This window comes from Mycolicibacter hiberniae (assembly GCF_010729485.1).
Lineage (GTDB): Bacteria > Actinomycetota > Actinomycetes > Mycobacteriales > Mycobacteriaceae > Mycobacterium > Mycobacterium hiberniae.
Window position 1 is genome coordinate 307333 of the sequence record NZ_AP022609.1, and the last position, 18050, is coordinate 325382.

An 18050-nucleotide genomic window follows, 5' to 3' on the forward strand; every position below is an offset into this window, starting at 1 on the left:
GCCTTCACTGTGTTCGCAGGACGAAGCCGACACCGCGAACGGTGTGCAGCAGCCGCGGCGCGCCGCCGGCTTCGAGTTTGCGCCGCAGATAGCCGATGAACACGTCGACCACATTGGTGTCGGCGGCGAAGTCGTAGCCCCAGACCAGCTCGAGCAGCTGCGCGCGCGACAGCACCGCGGTCTTGTGTTCGGCCAGCACAGCCAACAGGTCGAACTCCCGCTTGGTCAAGTCCACGTCCACACCCTTGACCCGGGCACGCCGGCCCGGGATGTCGACCTCGAGGGGACCCACCGTGATGGTCTCGGAGGAGGAGCTGGCCGCCGACCCCCGCCGCCGCAGCATCGCCCGGACCCGGGCCACCAGCTCGGCGAGCACGAACGGTTTGACCAGGTAGTCGTCGGCGCCGGCCTCCAGCCCGGCAACCCGGTCGTCGACCGAGCTGCGCGCGGACAGCACACAGACCGGGACGTCGTCGCCCATGGCCCGCAGCGCCGTCACGACACTCACGCCGTCGAGCACCGGCATGTTGATGTCCAGGACGATGGCGTCGGGTCGGGTCTCCTTCGCGCTGCGCAACGCCTCGGCGCCGTCGGCCGCCGTGGACACCTCGAATCCAGACAGTCGCAGTCCGCGTTCCAGCGAGGCGAGTACGTCGGAGTCGTCGTCGACGACCAATACCTTGGGTGATGCCGGGGCTGCGGCGCCGTTGTCCATGGCGCCATTTTGCCTGAACGCGCGCGCCGAGCGCGGGATGCGCCTGCGATCAGTTTCACGGCGCCCGCCGCCGCGCCGCACTCGCGCCCCCCGTGGCGGCCGCGGTCATTCTAGGGTCGATTGCGTGACCTCGGCCTCGGCGCTGCGCAGTCTGCTGCCCTATCTGCGCCCCTACCGGGCACGGTGGATCACGATGGTGACGGTGGCCGTGCTCGGCTTGGTGGCCACCGTGGTGATTCCGCTGATGACCAAGGCTGTGATCGACGGGCCGGTGCTGCACCGCGACCAGGCAGAGCTGTGGGTGCTGGGCACGGCGGCGACCGCGCTCGGGGTCACCGAGGCGCTGCTGTGGTTCGTCCGGCGCTGGCTGATCGCGCACGCCACCATGGGCGTGGAAGCCGACATCCGCACGGACCTGTTCGCCCGGCTGCAGGTGCTGCCGCTGACCTTCCACGGTCGCTGGCAGTCCGGGCAGTTGTTGTCGCGGATCATGAACGATCTGTCCGCGGTGCGGCGCTTCCTGTCGTTCGTCGCGTTGTTCTTGCTGCTCAACACCGTGCAGATCCTGGTCGTGACGGTGATTCTGCTGGTGCTCTACTGGCCGTTGGGCGTGGTGGTGTGCACCTCGCTGGTGCCGGTGATGCTGGCCGTGCAGCACTTCCGGCGTCAGTACACCCGGCTGACGCGCCAAGCGCAGGACCAGGCCGGCCAGGTGGCCACCGCGGTCGAGGAGTCCGCCGCGGGCCTGCGCACCATCAAGGCGTTCGGACGCGAGGACTACGTCTTCGCGCGCTTCGATGACCAGGCAACCGCCCTGCGCGACCTCGGCGTCGCCAAGGTGAGGGTGTCGTCGAAGTTCTGGACGCTGCTGGAGGTGATCCCGAATTTCACCCTGATCTCGGTGGTGGCGTTCGGCGCCTACGCCGCAGGGCACCACCTGGTCACGATGGGCACCCTGGTCGCGTTCATCACGATGATGCTGTCGCTCATCTGGCCGCTGTCGGCGCTGGGCTTCCTACTGTCGGCCACCCACGAGGCGATGACCGCCGCGGATCGCATCACCGAGATATTCCGGGCGCCGCTGGAGATCACCGGCGGCGACGATCCGGTGCCGCCGTCGGGCCGGGTGGAGTTGCGCGACGTCGGGTTCCGCTTCGACCAGGCCGGACCCGATGCGCCGTGGGTGCTGCGCGGCGTCAACCTGGTGATCGAGCCGGGCGAGACCGTCGCCCTGGTGGGCGCCACCGGGTCCGGCAAGTCGGTGCTGGCGATGCTGCTGTCGCGCCTCTACGACGTCGGTGAGGGACAGATCCTCATCGGCGGCCGCGACATCCGGACGCTGACCCTGGCGGCGTTGCGCACGGCGGTGGTGACCGCCTTCGACGACCCCACCCTGTTCTCGATGTCGGTTTCCGAGAACCTGCGGCTGGGCCGGCCCGACGCCGACGACGCGGAGCTGGCCCGCGCCCTGGCGGTGGCCGCCGCGGATTTCGTCTACGACCTGCCGGCCGGGCTGGACACCCGGATCGGGGAGCAGGGCATGAGCCTGTCGGGCGGACAGCGTCAACGGCTGTCGCTGGCGCGGGCGCTGGTTGCGGCGCCCACCATCCTGGTGCTCGACGACACGCTGTCCGCCCTGGACGTGCACACCGAGGCCGCCGTGACCGCCGCGCTGCGCGGGGTGCTGGGCAGCGCCGCGGGTCCGGACCGCCCGCCGATCACCGGGGTGGTGGTGGCCAACCGGGCGTCCACCCTGGCGCTGGCCGATCGGGTGGCGCTGGTCGAGGACGGCACCATCACCGCCGTCGGCACCCACGCCGAGCTGCTGGGCCGGGTGCCGCGCTACCGCTCGCTGCTGGCCGCCGACGACGAGCTCGACGACGGCGCCGAACACCTGATCGACTGGGCGCGGCGGTGACGCCCGAGCCGAGCCGGGCGGCGGCGCGGGCGCTGCTGTGGTCGGTGTTGCGTCCCCACCGTGCGGCGGCGCTGCTGTTGGCGTTGGCCGTCGTGGTCGAAAACGCCGCCCGGCTGGCGGTGCCGCTGCTGGCGCAGCGGGGTATCGACCGGGGTATCCCGCCGATCGCCCAGGACGGCTCGACCCGGGAGCTGGGTGTCATCGTGGGTGCGCTCGCCCTGGTGGTGCTCACCCAGGCCGGCACCCGGCTGGTGTTCCTGCAGTGGTCGGGCAGGATCGGCCAGCAGGTGCTGTTGGCGTTGCGGCGGCGGGTGTTCCGGCATTTTCAGCAGCTGGACGTGGCGTTCCACGAGCGCTACACCTCGGGCCGCGTGGTGAGCCGGCTGACCAACGACGTCGACGCGATCCAGGAGCTGCTGCAGTCCGGGCTCGACGGGCTGATCAGTGCCGCGCTGACGATGGCAGGCACCGCGGTGCTGCTCGTCATCCTGGACTGGCGCCTGGGCCTGATGTGTCTGACCGCCTTCCCGGCGCTGGTGGGGCTGCTGCGCTGGTTCCAGGGCGAGTCCGCCAAGACCTACACCGCGGTCCGCGAGCAGGCCGCCCGGGTGATCGTGAAGTTCACCGAGACCATGACCGGGATCAAGGCGGTCCAGGCCTACCGCTGCGAGGACCGCAATCAGCAGGCCTTCGCCGACATCGCCGACCGCTACCGCGCGGTCAATGAGCAGGCGTTCAAACTCGTTGCGATCTTCAGTCCGGGCATCAAACTGGTCGGCAACCTCACCACCGGGGTGGTGCTGCTCTACGGTGGCTGGCGGGTCCTGCATGGGCACATGACGATCGGGACGTTCACCGCGTTCCTGCTGTATCTGCGGATGTTCTTCGACCCGATGCAGGACATCAGCCAGTTCCTCAACATCTTCTCCTCGGCGACGTCAGCGCTGCAGAAGCTGGCCGGTGTGCTCGCCGAAACACCCACGGTCACCGATCCGCCCGCCCCGCAGACGGCCCGCCTCCCCGAGCCGGTACGCGGTGAGATCGCGTTGACCGATGTGCATTTCGGCTACCGCGACCGCCGATCGGTGCTGGCGGGGTTGTCGCTGCACATCCCAGCCGGCCAGACCGTTGCGCTGGTCGGCGACACCGGCGCCGGCAAGTCCACCATCGCCAAACTGATCGCCCGGTTCTACGACCCGGTGTCGGGAGCGGTGACACTCGACGGCGTCGACCTGCGTGCGCTCACCCAGGCGACGCTGCGGCGTCACGTGGTGATGGTCACCCAGGAGAACTTCCTGTTCGCCGGGACCGTCGCGGACAACATCCGGTTCGGCAGCCCCGAGGCGACCGACGCGCAGGTGGCCGCTGCGGCGCGCAGCGTGGGCGCGGACGCGTTCGTCACCGCGCTGCCGGACGGCTACGGCACGGAGGTCGCCCAACGGGGCGGGCGACTGTCGGCCGGCCAACGCCAGCTGGTCGCTTTCGCCCGCGCCTTCCTCGCCGACCCGGCGGTGCTGATCCTCGACGAGGCGACCTCGGCGCTGGACATCCCCGGCGAGCGGATGGTGCAGCAGGCGCTGCGCAGCGTGCTGGCCCGGCGGACCGCCCTGGTGATCGCCCATCGGCTCTCGACGGTCGAGATCGCCGACCGGGTCCTGGTGATCGAAGGCGGGCGGATCGTCGAGGACGGGCCGCCGGGGGAGCTGATCCGGGCCGAGGGCCACTACGCGGCCCTGCACAGCGCCTGGCTACGGTCCCTGGCGGAAAACACCGGGACAGGGCCGCCGACAGCAAATTAAATTCAGGCGAATTCGAATCCAACGATGTGCAAAGATCGGCCCGTAGGCCGCAAAGATCTTGCAAACGCCGCGGTGCGCGGGTTCGCCACCCACTTAGGCTCACCGCCGTGACGGTCACATCGAACGCTCAGGACACCACGATTGCCGAGGCCGCCAAGGTAGCGGCGTGATCGGCTCGCCGGCAGCGCAGGGCTTGGCGTTGGCTTCGGCGACCAGTTTCGGGATCAGCGACTTCGTGGGCGGTGTCGCGTCCCGGCGGGTCGCCGCGCTTCGCGTTGTCCTGGTGTCCACCCCGGTATCGATGGTGATGCTGGGGATCCTCGCGCTGATCGGCGGCGGACGGGTCACGACGGCGGCCGTGGTCCTGGGCATGCTCGGTGGCCTCAGCCAGGCGCTGGGGATCTGGTCGTTCTACGCGGCCATGGCCGCCGGCCCGATCTCGGTGGTGTCGCCGCTGGCCGCTGTGGTGGACGCCAGCGTCCCGGTGTGTATCGGGCGGATTCTGGGCGAGCGGCCCGGGTTGCTTGCCAGCGCGGGCATCGCGGTGGCACTGGGAGCGGTGGTGCTGATCAGCTGGCATGCCGGCGACGGCGGCGCCGTGCGGCAGGGCCTGACCCGCGGGGTGGTCTGGCTGACCATCGGATCGGGAGTGGCGCTGGGGCTGAACTTCGTCTTCCTGGATCGCACGCCCGCGGACGCCGGCCTGTGGCCGCTGCTGTTCGCACGGGGGGCGGCCACCGTGCTGGTGATCGCGGTCGCAGCGCTGAGCCGCAACCTTCGGGTGCCGACCGGCACGCCGCTGCGGCTGGCTTTCGTGATCGCGCTGCTCGACACCGCCGCCAATGTCACCATGCTGTTCGCTCTGCAGCTCTCGTTGTTGTCCCTGGCCAGCGTGCTGATCTCGCTGTATCCGGCGGCCACCGTGGTCTTGGCGGTGGCGGTGCTGCGGGAGCGGGTGCGCCCGCGGCAGGTGGCCGGGATGGTTCTGGCCGCGGTGGCGGTCGCGATGATCACCGGGTAACTCGGCTGTCACGTCGGTCTCGACGATCAGTCCGGCAACCCGATGCGGCCATAGCGCTGCAGACGGGTCGCCAGCCGCTCCTCGGCGGGCACCCCGCGCAGCGCGTGCAGCTCCACGGCGATGGCCCGCGACATCCGCTTGGCGAAAGCGATCGGCTCCGCGGCGGCATCCGGGTCCTCGCCCACGATCACGTCCACGATTCCGTGCTGCTGCAGATCCTGCGAACGGATGCCCTGGGCGGCGGAGAGCTCTGCGGCGTGCCCCGTGTCGCGGAACACGATGGCGCTGGCCCCCTCGGGCGGCAGCGGCGCCAGCCAGCCGTGCAGCGCGGCCAGCACCCGATCGGCCGGCACCATCGCCAACGCCGGGCCGCCACTGCCCTGACCCAGCAGCACCGACACCGTCGGCACCTCCAGCGTGACGAGCTCGGCCAGGCACGCCGCGATCTGGCCCGCCAAGCCGCCCTGCTCGGCCTCCACCGACAGCGCAGGACCCGGGGTGTCGATGACCAGCACCAGCGGCAGCCGCAGACCCGCGGCCAGCGCCATGCCCCGGCGGGCGTCGCGCAACGCGACCGGATCGGTCAGGCGGTCCGCGCCGCGGAGCTGCCCCAGGACCACCGCCGGCTGACCGCCGAAGCGGGCCAGCGCCAGCAGGATGGTGGCGCCGCGTTCGGTGCTGCCGGTGCCCGACAGGAAGACCCGCTCGGTGGCCCCGTGCCGCAGCAGAAACCCCGCCCCCGGCCGATCCGGACGCCGCGACGCGCACACCGAATCCCACGCCGGGATGTCGGGAATCGGCGCAGCGGCCGGCTTCGCCGGCGCCGGGCCCGGATCATCGAGCAGCACCTTCAGCGCCCGCGCACAGATGCGCCGCAACCACTTCACCGGGATCACGCCGTCGATGACGCCGTGGGCCTGCAGATTCTCGGCGGTCTGGACGCCCGGCGGAAACGGCGCGCCGTAGAGCTGTTCGTAGACGCGCGGGCCCAGAAACCCCACCAGCGCCCCGGGCTCGGCCAAGGTGACGTGCCCCAGGGAACCCCAGGAGGCGAACACCCCGCCGGTGGTGGGGTGGCGCAGATAAACGAGGTAGGGCAGGTGCGCCCGCTTGTGCAGTTGCACCGCGGCGGCGATCTTGACCATCTGCAGGAACGCGACGGTGCCCTCCTGCATCCGGGTGCCGCCCGAACTGGGCGACGCCAGCACGGGCAGCCGCTCGGCGGTGGCCCGCCGGATCGCGGCGGTGATCCGCTCGGCGGCGGCCACCCCGATCGAGCCGGCCAGGAAGTCGAAGTCGCTGGCGATCACCGCCACCCGCCGGCCATTGATCCGGCCTTCGCCGGTGAGCACCGCTTCGTCGCGCCCGGTGGCCCGTCGGGCGGCGGCCAGCTCGGCGGCGTAGCCGGCACCGACCGGTATGGCCAGCGGCTCGGCGTCCCAACTGAGGAACGTGCCGCGGTCCAATACGGCGTCGCGTAGTTCGTCGGCCCCGGTCCGGCTCACACCGAAAGCGTAATTAGGCTGGGATGCCATGATCGGTGTTACCCGCGACGAAGCCGTCACCACTATCGAATTGCAGCGTCCGGAGCGGCGCAACGCGCTCAATTCCCAGCTCGTCACGGAACTGCGCGAGGCCATCGTGGACGCGGCCGACCACGACGTCCGGGCTATCGTGCTGACCGGGCAGGGCACGGTGTTCTGCGCCGGCGCGGACCTGTCCGGCGACGCCTTCGCCGCGGACTACCCCGACAAGCTGCGCGCCCTGCACCAGAGCATCAGTGACGTACCGGTGCCGGTGATCGGTGCCATCAACGGGGCGGCGATCGGCGCCGGCCTGCAGTTGGCCATGGTCTGCGACCTGCGGGTGGTGGCGCCTGAGGCGTACTTCCAGTTCCCGGTGGCCAAGTACGGCCTGGCGCTGGACAACTGGAGCATCCGCCGGCTGTCCACGCTGGCCGGCTATGGCCGGGCGCGGGCGATGATGCTGACCGCCGAGAAGCTGACCGCCGAGACGGCACTGCTGACCGGGATGGCCAACCGGCTGGGCACCCTCGCCGATGCGCAGGCCTGGGCACATGAGATCGCCGGGCTGGCACCACTGGCCTTGCAGCACGCCAAGCGGGTGCTCAACGACGACGGCGCCTACGAGGAACAGCAACCGATCCACAAGGAACTGTTCGACCGGGCCTGGAGCAGCCAAGACGTCATCGAGGCCCAGGTGGCGCGGGTGCAGAAGCGGCCGCCGAAGTTCCAGGGCGCCTGACGCGGCGATCGCGACGCGGTGATGGCAAACGCGGGCCGAACCGGGGGATGCGGGTCAGCGCCATAGACTCGACGGCATGCTGCGCGGTGCACTTCGACTGGCGGGGGCAACAGCATCCCTGGCCGCTGGCGGCTGGACGCTGCGCGCCCTGCGCGGCACGCCCGCCGCGCTGGGAGCGGCGCCCAGCGCCATCGATGCGGTGGCCAGCCGGTCGAGCCACTACCGCGACGGCGTCTTCCACAACCTGGAACGCGCCTCGGTGGTCAACATGGACCTCGAACAACGGCGGCTGATACTGCGCGAGTTGTTCGCCGACCGCGACGGACGGCGGCCGGGCGCGCCGATACCGCTTGAAGAGCCCGACTTCGGGATCGACGGCGCGCCGCTGGCCGTCACCTGGCTGGGCCACGCGACCGCGCTGGTGGAGATCGACGGCTACCGGGTCCTGACCGACCCGGTCTGGAGCGAACGCTGCTCGCCGTCGGACGCCGTGGGGCCCCGACGGCTGCACCCGCCGCCGGTGGGAATCGGGGCGCTGCCGGCGGTCGACGCGATCGTGATCAGCCACGACCACTACGACCACCTCGACATCGACACCGTCACCGCGCTCGCGCGCAGCCAGCGGGCACCGTTCGTCGCGCCGCTGGGCGTCGGGGCGCACCTGCGGGCCTGGGGCATCCCGGCACAGCGGGTCATCGAACTCGACTGGGACGAGCACACCACGCTCGGCGATCTCACCGTGACCTGCACCCCGGCGCGGCACTTCTCCGGGCGTTTCTTCACGCGCAACCAGACGCTGTGGGCGTCGTGGGCGATCGTCGGGCCACAGCACCGGGTCTATTTCGGCGGCGACAGCGGCTACACCGGCAGCTTTGCCCGCATCGGTGCCGACCATGGACCGTTCGATCTCACGCTGTTGCCGATCGGGGCCTATAACAGCGCCTGGCCGGACGTCCACATGAACCCCGAGGAGGCGGTCCGGGCGCACCTCGATCTGAACGGCTCGGAGCCCGGGCTGCTGGTGCCGATTCACTGGGGAACGTTCCGGTTGGCGCCGCACCGATGGGATGAGCCGGTGGAACGGCTGATCGCCGCTGCCGACGCCGCCGGGGTGACGGTGGCGGTGCCCAAACCCGGCGGTTCAGTGAGGCTCGACGAAGGAGAGGTGAAGCTGGGACCGCCGCAGGGGACCGGCGGCCGGGTGCAAGCCGGGGCCCCCGCAACGGCGTGGTGGAGGTCCTAGCCCCATGATCAGGTGGGCTGCCACGGTCGGGGCCGCCGTATTGGCCGTTGCTCTGACCGCGTGCGTTCCGGTGGCGAACCCGCGTGAGCTGTCCGAAACCCCGCCGAACGAGGTGTCGGGCGTCGACATCCCGGTCGGGCGGGTCGACGCCGCGGTGGGCCGGCTCGACGGGCTGGCGCGCGATCTGCTGGACAGCACCGGAATCCCCGGCCTGGCCGTCGCAGTCGTGCACGGCGGGAAGACCGTGTACGCGCGGGGATTCGGCGTCCGCGACACCGGCAGGCCGGGGCCGGACAATGCGGTGAACGCCGACACGGTGTTTCAGCTGGCGTCGCTGTCCAAATCGGTCGGCGCCACCGTGGTGGCGCAGCAGGTCGGTGCGGGGGCCGTCGCCTGGGACACCCCCGTGGTGACGCAGCTGCCGTGGTTTGAGCTGGCGGATCCCTACGTCACCGAACACCTCACCATCGCTGATCTGTATGCGCACCGGTCGGGCTTGCCCGACCATGCGGGCGATGGGCTCGAAGACCTCGGGTACGGCCGCCGGGAGGTGCTGGAGCGGCTCAAATATCTTCCGCTGGCCCCGTTCCGCAGCAGCTACGCCTACACCAACTTCGGGGTGACGGCCGCCGCGGAGGCGGTGGCCGCGGCCGCCGGCGTCGGGTGGGAGCAGCTGTCGGCCGACGTGTTGTACCGGCCACTGGGGATGGCGTCGACCAGCTCCCGCTACGCGGACTTCGTTGCGCAGCCCAACCGCGCGGCAACCCATGTCAAGGTCGGCAACGGCTACCAGCCCCGGTATCAACGCAACCCCGATGCCCAGTCCCCGGCCGGCGGGGTCAGTTCGTCGGTGAACGACATGGCGCGTTGGCTGGCCATGGTGCTGGCCGGCGGCAGCCATGACGGCAGCCGAATCATCGAAGCCCAGGCGCTGCTGCCGGCCATCACCGCGCAGATCGTCAGTGCCCCCGCTGGAGTCGGTACGGCCCGGCCCGGCTTCTACGGCGAGGGCTTCAACGTGTCGATCACCTCATCGGGGCGTACCCAGTACGGCCACTCGGGTGCCTTTCTGCTGGGGGCGGCGACCGCGTTCGCGGCGCTGCCGTCCCAGGACGTCGGCATCGTCGTGCTGACCAACGCCACCCCGATCGGCGTCCCGGAGACCCTGATCGCCCAATTCCTGGACCTGGTCCAGTACGGCGAGATCCGCTCGGACTGGGCAGCGCTGTACCGCGAGGCGATGGCGCCGATGTTGCAGCCCGAAGGCGCGCTGGTCGGGGCGCAACCGCCGGCGAATCCGGCGCCCGCCCGCCCGTTGTCCGAGTACGTCGGCTCGTACGCCAACCCCTACTGGGGGCCGGCAACCGTGCGCGAGGACCAGGGGGCACTCGAGGTCGTGCTGGGACCGCAACGCCGACGCTTCCGGCTGGCCCACTACGACGGTGACACCTTCACGTTCGCCGTGCAGGGCGAAAACGCGCCCGAGGGAACCATTTCCAAGGCCGAGTTCACCAAGGACGCCCTTGAGCTGGAATTCTTCGATCACGACGAGCTGGGAAGGTTCACCCGTTGACCGCCGCGCGAACAGCCCAAGGCCTGACCGACGCTGAAGTCGCCCAACGCGTCGCGCAGGGGCAGACCAACGACATTCCGGCGCGGGCCGCACGCAGCGTCCGCGAGATCATTCGCGCCAATGTGTTCACCCGGATCAACGCCATCCTGGGTGTGCTGCTGGCCATCGTGCTCACCACGGGCTCGCTGATCAACGGGCTGTTCGGGCTGCTGATCTTCTTCAACAGTGTCATCGGCATGGTGCAGGAGATCCGGGCCAAACAGACCTTGGACAAGCTGGCCATCGTCGGTCAGGCGAAGCCGGTGGTGCGCAGGCAATCTGGGACGCAGCAGCTCCTGCCCGCGCAGGTGGTGCTCGACGACATCATCGAACTGGGGCCGGGGGATCAGATCGTCGTCGACGGCGAGATCGTCGAATCTGCAGGCCTGGAGGTCGACGAGTCCCTGCTCACCGGCGAGAACGATCCGATCGGCAAAGACGGCGGCGAACAGGTGCTCTCGGGCAGCTTCGTGGTGTCCGGCAGCGCCGCCTACCGGGCCACCCGGGTGGGCAGGGAAGCCTATGCGGCCAGGTTGGCAGAGGAGGCCAGCAAGTTCACGCTGGTGCGATCCGAGCTTCGCAGCGGCATCGATCAGATCCTGAAATTCATCACCTACCTGCTGATCCCGGCCGGCCTGCTGATCATCTACACGCAGTTGTTCACCACCGGCGTGGGCTGGCGGGAGTCGGTGCTGGCGATGGTGGGCGCCCTGGTGCCGATGGTCCCCGAGGGCCTGGTGCTGATGACGTCGCTGGCGTTCGCGGTCGGTGTGGTGCGACTGGGGAAACGCCAGTGTCTGGTGCAGGAACTGCCCGCCATCGAAGGGCTGGCCCGCGTCGATGTGGTCTGTGCCGACAAGACCGGCACCCTGACCGAGAACGGTATGCGGGTCGCTGAGGTTGTCGAACTTCCTGGCGCCGAAGGCCTTCCGGTACGCCAGGCGCTGGCCGCGCTGGCCGCCGCGGACTCGCACCCCAACGCCAGCATCCAGGCGATCGGTGGCGCGTTCCCCACATCGCCGGGCTGGAGGCAGAGCGCATGCGCGCCCTTCAAGTCGGCGACGAAGTGGAGCGGCGTCTCCTTCCACGAGCACGGGAACTGGGTGATCGGGGCTCCGGACGTGCTGCTCGAACCTTCGTCGGCGGCGGCCGAACAAGCCGAACAGATCGGGGCGCGCGGCCTTCGGGTGCTTCTGGTGGGAACCTGCGACCAGTCGGTCGACCACCCCGACGCGCCCGGGAACGTGACCCCGGTGGCGTTGGTGGTGCTCGAGCAGAAGCTGCGCCCCGACGCCCGGGATACCTTGGATTACTTTGCCGCGCAGGAAGTGTCGGTGAAGGTTATCTCCGGGGACAACGCGATGTCGGTGGGCGCGGTGGCTGCGGAGCTGGGGCTGTCCGCAGATGCCGTGGATGCCCGCAAACTGCCCACTGAGCCCGACCGGCTGGCGGGCGTCCTGGAGGAACACACCGTGTTCGGCCGGGTGCGCCCCGACCAGAAGCGGGCCATGGTGCACGCACTGCAGTCACGTGACCACACGGTGGCGATGACCGGTGACGGTGTCAACGACGTGCTGGCACTCAAGGACGCCGACATCGGCGTCGCGATGGGCGCCGGGAGTTCGGCGGCCCGCGCGGTGGCCCAGATCGTGTTGCTGGACAACAAGTTCGCCACCTTGCCCTACGTGGTGGGCGAGGGGCGCCGGGTGATCGGCAACATCGAGCGGGTGGCCAACCTGTTCTTGACCAAAACGGTGTATTCGGTGCTGCTGGCACTGCTGGTGGGGCTGGTGGGGCTGGCATCGGCCCTGTTCGGCACCAAGCCGTTGCTCTACCCCTTCCAGCCGATCCACGTCACCGTCGCGGCGTGGTTCACCATCGGGATCCCGGCGTTCATCCTGTCGCTGGCGCCCAACAACGAGCGGGCCCACCCGGGATTCGTGCGCCGGGTGATGAGCGGGGCACTGCCCGCAGGCATCGTGGTGGGCATCGCCACCTTCTCGTCCTACCTGGTGGCCTACCGCGGCAGCGAAGCCACGCCGGTCCAGCAGATTCAGGCCTCCACCAGTGCCTTGATCACCTTGTTGGTCACGGCGGGATGGGTGCTGGCGGTGGTGGCCCGGCCCTATCAGTGGTGGCGGCTGTTGCTGGTCATCAGCTGCGGACTGGCCTACGTGGCGATCTTCGCGATGCCTCTGACCCGGGAGAAGTTCCTGCTGGATCCCTCCAATGTGGCGCTGACCCTGCTGGCGCTGGGCATCGGCGTACTCGGCGCCGCCGTGATCGAAGCGATGTGGTGGGCACGGGGCGGCATGCTCGGTGAGCAGCCGAAGTTGTGGCGGGACTCGGCAACGACCACAATGACCCAGCGATAAACCGCGACACAAGGGGAAAGCACGACATGGCCAAGCTCTCCGGATCCATCGACGTCCCGCTGCCTCCCGAAGATGCCTGGACGCACGCCTCGGATCTGTCCCGCTACAAAGAGTGGCTGACCATTCACCGGGTGTGGCGAAGCGTACTGCCCGAGACTCTCGACAAGGGCACCACCTTGGAGTCGATCGTCGAGGTCAAGGGCATGCTCAACAAGGTCACGTGGACGATCGTGAACTACAAGCCGCCCACCGGCATGACCCTCAACGGCGACGGCAAGGGCGGGGTGAAGATCAAGCTGCTCGCCAAGGTGGCGCCGGCCGACGAGGGCTCCACGGTCAGCTTCGACGTGCACCTGGGCGGGCCGGCGTTGTTCGGTCCGATCGGCATGCTGGTGGCCGCCGCGCTCAAGAGTGACATCAACGAGTCGCTGCGCCGGTTCGTGACGGTGTTCGCGCCCAACTGATGCCGTTGCGCGGCGGCTCGCCACGAAGCGTTGCCGGCCGGCGGGGCATGACCACGGTGTCGGTGTACGGGTCGATGCGGGCTAGTGTCACAACATGACTCGCTCGCGACCCGGTTGGCTGATCGCGCTGTGCGCGGCGACTCTGTCGGGCAGTGCCTGGCTGCCGTGGCTGCACACCACGGCCCACGGTGGCGGGCATGCCAGTGCGATCGGGGGCAGTGCCGGCGCCATCGAGCTGCCGCCCCGCTTCGGTGTCGGCCAGCTGATCGTGCTGCTGGCCTCCGTCCTGCTGGTGGCCGGCGCGATGGTCGCCCGGGAGCTGTTCACCCGACTGGCCGCGGTTGCCGCGCTGCTGGACACCGTGGCGATCGCTGCGTTGGGCGTGTGGTACTACCGCGTGAACGTCGTAGCTCCGATCGCCGCCGGCTATGGGCTCTACATCGGCGCCGTCGCCGTGGCGGGCGCGCTGGTGTGTTCGCTGTGGGCGCTGGTCATCGCAGTGCGGCGATGACCTCGGCGAAGGCCCGGGCGTGTTGCTGCTGGACGGTGAAGTAGCTGATCCCGTACCGGCTGCGGAGTTCACGCAGGGCGTCGGCCATGTCGCGGACCGATCCCGACAACACGGCCGGTGAGGCCAGCAGCTGCTCATCGGACGACGCCGGCGCGAACCGGCGGGTAAGCGACAGATCGGGTATCCCGGACGGCCCGGTCGGCACCGCCGTGATGGCCAGGTTGAACTCCAGGGTGTCGAACCGGTCGCCGGCCGCCGCGCGGACGAAGCCGACCCGCTCGGCCAGCGGATCCTCGGCGTCGCGCACCCGCGCTCCGGTCAACCCGACGATGCCGGCATGGCGGGCCGCTACCGACAGCAGCCGGTCGCCGTTGCCGGCGATCAGGATGGGCACACCGGGCTGGTGCGTGGCCAGGTAGCTCGTCACATGCTCGAGGTAGTCGACCCGCCGGCCGGCGGCGGGAAAGGGCAGCTCGGCGGCCTCGAACTCGGCGCGCACGTAACCCGCACCCAAGCCCACCTCCAGCCGGCCGTCCGACAACAGGTCGGTGTCGGCGATATCGCGGGCCAGCAGCGCCGGTTTGTAGAAGCAGGCGTTGAGGACGTAGGTGCCCAGCCGGATCGTCGAGGTGGCCGCGGCGGCCGCGACGAGCACCGGGAACGGGGCCGGGGCGCCGAGATGGTCGGGCACGTGCAGGACGTCGAAGCCGTAGCCTTCCAGCCGCCGAGCGGTGTCGGCGAGATCGGCCGCAGAGCGAACCCGGTTGAGGCCCACGCCGAAGCGGAACTGTCTGTGCACCTGAATCCTCCTCAACCGGCCACGCCGAATGCCGGGCTCTGCGGTCAGCGCGGCGGGCGCAAGGACGGTGCCGGCGACGGGAAGCGGGTCTCACTGTCCGCCGACTCATCCTGTTGCGCCACCGGGAAAACCCACTTGCCGGAGAGGATGTCGTTCTCCGGCTGGTAGAGCCGGACGGTGTAGTTCCAGCCCGGGGTGATCGGCAGGCAGTTGGTGTCCTCGGCGGAACAGTCGCCGAACTGCACGGTCACCGATCCGTCCGGCGCCTTGGCGGCGGTGATGTTGTTGACCGAGTACGCCTGCTGCGGGTTCTCCGTGAGGTAGCCGTTCTTGTTGTAGACGGTGACCGACCAGAAGCCCTTCACCGGAACGTCTTTGACCGTCAGGCGGTACACCGTGTTGCCGTCGTTGCGGGCCGGCCGGACAGTGAGGTACAGGGCCTCGGTCTCGGGATTGCCGCCCCATCCGGCGGCCGCGCCGATCAGATGCCGCACCGGGTCGGTGTCGGCCTGGGTGCCGAACATGCCCCGGGTGTCGGGCAGGGTCTCGGCCAGGTCCAGCAGGGCGTCGTTGACCTTCTTCTGGCTGACCGGATCCCACCGGGGTACCTCGAAGCTGCCGGGGTTGTCTTGGCGGACCGTGATCGCGTCCTGCAGCCGGTGTGCTGCGGCCAGGTCGGCGCTGTCGCCGGGGTCGGCCAGGATGCGCACGGCCACCAGGACGTAGCGGGTGCCCACGCGCTCCTCATCCAGGGTGTGCTGGCCACCCCCGTAGAAGATGTCGGTGACGTACTCGTCCTGGTTGATCACCTGCGCCGACATGTAGCGCTGCCCGGCATCGGGCAGGGTCAGGGTCACCGGGCCGGCCTGCAGGTCGAACACCGCCGCCGAATACAGCGTGTCCCGGTTGGGCCGCACCACCAATTGCCGGTCGATCGGTGTGACTTCGCGCAGGTGGAAAAAGCGGCCGAAACCGTTCTCGTTGACGACGTTGGTGAACTCCTGGTCGCTGATGGCCCGCACGAAATTGTCCGGCGACACCAGGACCATGCCGTTGGGGGTGCTGCGCGGCGTCTGGTTCGCCAGTGGGTGCGGTCCGGCCTGGGTCACCGTCAGGGCGCAGCCGGACAGGGCCAGCGCCGTCGCCGCCATCCCGAACGCGCAAAGCCATCGTTTGGACATGCAGCGCAACCTACCCGTCGGCCCGGGCAGGCGTCGGCATGGGATTGCCGACCTGACGCGCGAAATGCGCGTTGCGGCTATTGCAACCCCTGAAGACCGGACGTATCGTCCAAAATAAAAATTCACCGTGAGTAAAAAGAGAAAACTATGAGTGCGAGCGGGGGAGTGGTCGTGGAGCTGACCGGGAACGGGGCGGCGGGCGTAAGCCGAACGCGCCGCTACGGCATGGCCGCGGCGGCCGCGGGCACCGCGCTGTCGCTGGTGGTGGGCGCTCCGCCGGCCCACTCCGCCACCGCCTCGCCCGCGGTCGCGTTGACGGCCACCGACGGGTTCCAGCCGGCGATCGACGCGTTGCTGGAGGTCATGAGGCAGACCGTCGAGTACGACATGGCGCTGCCCTACGCGATCCCCGGCAGCGAAGACAACGTCATGGAGATGGTGCGAAACACCAACTACCAGTTGCTCAGTGCCGGGCTGTCACGCGTGACGAATCTGTTCAACGGCGTGTTCTTCCAATCGCCGGAGGTCATCGCAGGCAATGCCACCGAGCCCCGGCAATACTTCGACTTCTTCACCCCGGACATCTACTACCGGGTGACCGCCGGGCTGGCGCCGGGCGCCACCTACGTGCTGCACGGCACCATCGGGGACGGCACCGAGCACTTCGCGATCAGCACCCAGGCCGTCACCGGCGGCACGGCGCAGGCCATCCAGGATCTGGAGCTCAACGAGGGCCTGGTGCTCAACCCCGACGGCAGCTTCACCGTCTACATCGGGCCGGAGGCACCGGCCGGTGCGCTGAACTTCATGGACTCGACCGACGCCACCGTCGGCGGTGCCGCGACGCTGCTGATCCGCGACATCCTCGGCGACTGGGCCAAGGGACCCGGCGCCATCACCATCCAATGTGTCGCCGACTGCCCGCCGTTCTTCGCCATCCCCGAGGGCGGCTTCTTCCCGACCGACGATCCGGTGGCCACCACCCTGGCCGGCTCCGGCGGGCTGGGCTCGGTCGACGACATCCTGACCATGCTGTTCAGCGCCTTCGCCCAGATCGTCGGCCCCTTCAACGCCCGTGCCATCGAGGGCGGGGCGTCGGTGGGCATGAACATTCCCGCCAACACCATGCATGATCTGGGCCCGCAGACCAGCTACGGCGCCGGTCTGGCCAGCGCGGTCGTCACCGGCGGCAACTTCGACCTGAACTCCGATGAGGCGCTGGTCATCAAGATTCCGAGCCTGGAGTCGGCCTACAGCGGCATCCAGCTGATGAACGTCTACGGCGGGGCGCTGCCCTACGTCATGGCGCAGACCACCCTGAACCACACCACCACTTTTCACGCCGACGACGGCTACACCTACTACGTCGTCAGCGGCACCAACCCGGGCGTGGCGAACTGGCTGGACACGGGGGGCTTGTCCCGGGGCGAGATCTTCGCTCGTTTCGAGCACGTCGCCGACCCCGACAGCGCGCTGGGCCAGAACGTGAGCGCGCAGGTGGTGCCGATCAGCGACCTCGCCCAGTATCTGCCCGCCGGCACTCCGACCGTCAGCCCCGAGGAATTCGCCGCCGACATGACGCAGCGGGTGTTGTCCTACGGCTACGGGCTGGATCTGTCCCGGATGAACGCCCAGCCGGACTGGGTGCTGCAGAACCTGCTGATGAACTCGCTGCAAGCCCTGATGGGCGAGGAGAACTACGGCGAGGTGTTCGGCGAGCAGCCGTTCACCCCGATGGCGCTGCGGTTCACCGAAGCGCTGAGCCCGGACTGGGATGCCGTGCTGCGCAGCGCCATGGACAACCCGATGGAAAGCCTGACCGCGGTGTGGAATGCGTTGCCGCTGCTGGCCAGCGACATCAACCTGCCCGTCTCACTGTTCCTGGCGCAGACCGCCCTGTCGGTGGTGATGCCCCAGCTGCTGCTTCCGGCCATCAACGGGGTGCTCTTCGATCCCAACACCAGCCTCATGGCCGGGCTGCTCAACGCCCGCGACGATCTGGCCACGGTGATCTTGACTGCGAACGACGACTGGCCGACCGCACTGAGCGAGCGCGCGGCGGAGCAATGGGCGAACATGTCGGAGTTGATCGCCTCGACCCCGAGCTTCGACCTGATGGATCTGTTCGGCGGCTGATCGGCGACACC

Annotated in this window: 14 protein-coding genes; 10 read left to right on the forward strand and 4 right to left on the reverse strand. The window is 69.5% G+C overall.

Features of this window, described 5'->3' with window-relative positions; genetic code table 11:
* Positions 1–4 precede the first annotated feature (4 nt).
* Positions 5–715: a response regulator transcription factor gene (locus G6N14_RS01515; RefSeq protein ID WP_085128295.1), complete on the reverse strand. Its 711-nt coding sequence runs from the start codon at positions 713–715 to the stop codon at positions 5–7.
* 193 nt (positions 716–908) lie between these two features.
* Here G6N14_RS01515 and G6N14_RS01520 point away from each other — a divergent pair, with 193 nt between their 5' ends.
* The 3 genes from G6N14_RS01520 (at position 909) to G6N14_RS01530 (ending at position 5453) form a co-directional block, all read left to right on the forward strand.
* A complete protein-coding gene (locus tag G6N14_RS01520; protein ID WP_234808857.1) occupies positions 909–2633 on the forward strand; it encodes an ABC transporter ATP-binding protein in 1725 nt (574 codons plus the stop codon).
* Positions 2630–4432 (forward strand): ABC transporter ATP-binding protein, encoded by a 1803-nt coding sequence (locus G6N14_RS01525; protein ID WP_234808845.1) that lies wholly within the window; start codon positions 2630–2632, stop codon positions 4430–4432. The genes G6N14_RS01520 and G6N14_RS01525 overlap by 4 nt, the downstream gene beginning before the upstream one ends.
* 166 nt (positions 4433–4598) lie before the next feature.
* On the forward strand, positions 4599–5453 hold the full coding sequence (locus G6N14_RS01530) for an EamA family transporter (protein WP_085134988.1): 855 nt from the start codon (positions 4599–4601) through the stop codon (positions 5451–5453).
* Between the two features lie 26 nt (positions 5454–5479).
* On the opposite strand, the gene G6N14_RS01535 is transcribed toward G6N14_RS01530, so the two are convergent.
* On the reverse strand, positions 5480–6958 hold the full coding sequence (locus G6N14_RS01535; RefSeq protein WP_085134989.1) for an acetyl-coenzyme A carboxylase carboxyl transferase subunits beta/alpha: 1479 nt from the start codon (positions 6956–6958) through the stop codon (positions 5480–5482).
* A 28-nt stretch (positions 6959–6986) separates the two neighbouring features.
* Between G6N14_RS01535 and G6N14_RS01540 the strand changes: the two genes are divergently transcribed.
* The 6 genes from G6N14_RS01540 to G6N14_RS01565 all read left to right on the forward strand — a co-directional run bounded on the left by G6N14_RS01540 (position 6987) and on the right by G6N14_RS01565 (position 13923).
* Positions 6987–7718, forward strand: a complete 732-nt coding sequence (locus G6N14_RS01540; protein ID WP_085134990.1) for an enoyl-CoA hydratase — start codon at positions 6987–6989, stop codon at positions 7716–7718.
* A 76-nt stretch (positions 7719–7794) separates the two neighbouring features.
* A complete protein-coding gene (locus G6N14_RS01545; RefSeq protein ID WP_085134991.1) occupies positions 7795–8961 on the forward strand; it encodes an MBL fold metallo-hydrolase in 1167 nt (388 codons plus the stop codon).
* 4 nt (positions 8962–8965) lie between these two features.
* Complete coding sequence (locus G6N14_RS01550; RefSeq protein ID WP_085134992.1) at positions 8966–10534, forward strand: serine hydrolase; 1569 nt, start codon at positions 8966–8968, stop codon at positions 10532–10534.
* Positions 10531–12948 carry a cation-translocating P-type ATPase gene (locus G6N14_RS01555; protein ID WP_085134993.1) on the forward strand — a complete coding sequence of 806 codons (2418 nt, stop codon included), beginning with the start codon at positions 10531–10533 and terminating at the stop codon, positions 12946–12948. Before G6N14_RS01550 ends, G6N14_RS01555 begins: the two co-directional genes overlap by 4 nt.
* A 26-nt stretch (positions 12949–12974) precedes the next feature.
* A complete protein-coding gene (locus G6N14_RS01560; protein ID WP_085134994.1) occupies positions 12975–13412 on the forward strand; it encodes a type II toxin-antitoxin system Rv0910 family toxin in 438 nt (145 codons plus the stop codon).
* Between the two features lie 94 nt (positions 13413–13506).
* Positions 13507–13923: a hypothetical protein gene (locus tag G6N14_RS01565; RefSeq protein WP_085134995.1), complete on the forward strand. Its 417-nt coding sequence runs from the start codon at positions 13507–13509 to the stop codon at positions 13921–13923.
* Here G6N14_RS01565 and G6N14_RS01570 read toward each other — a convergent pair.
* Positions 13904–14722 (reverse strand): LLM class F420-dependent oxidoreductase, encoded by an 819-nt coding sequence (locus G6N14_RS01570; RefSeq protein WP_085134996.1) that lies wholly within the window; start codon positions 14720–14722, stop codon positions 13904–13906. The two genes, G6N14_RS01565 and G6N14_RS01570, sit on opposite strands and share 20 nt — an antisense overlap.
* Before the next feature lie 44 nt (positions 14723–14766).
* Complete coding sequence (locus tag G6N14_RS01575) at positions 14767–15762, reverse strand: DUF1214 domain-containing protein (RefSeq protein WP_085135089.1); 996 nt, start codon at positions 15760–15762, stop codon at positions 14767–14769.
* A 288-nt stretch (positions 15763–16050) separates the two neighbouring features.
* Between G6N14_RS01575 and G6N14_RS01580 the strand changes: the two genes are divergently transcribed.
* Positions 16051–18039 (forward strand): DUF1214 domain-containing protein, encoded by a 1989-nt coding sequence (locus G6N14_RS01580; protein ID WP_234808846.1) that lies wholly within the window; start codon positions 16051–16053, stop codon positions 18037–18039.
* Positions 18040–18050: the final 11 nt, after the last annotated feature.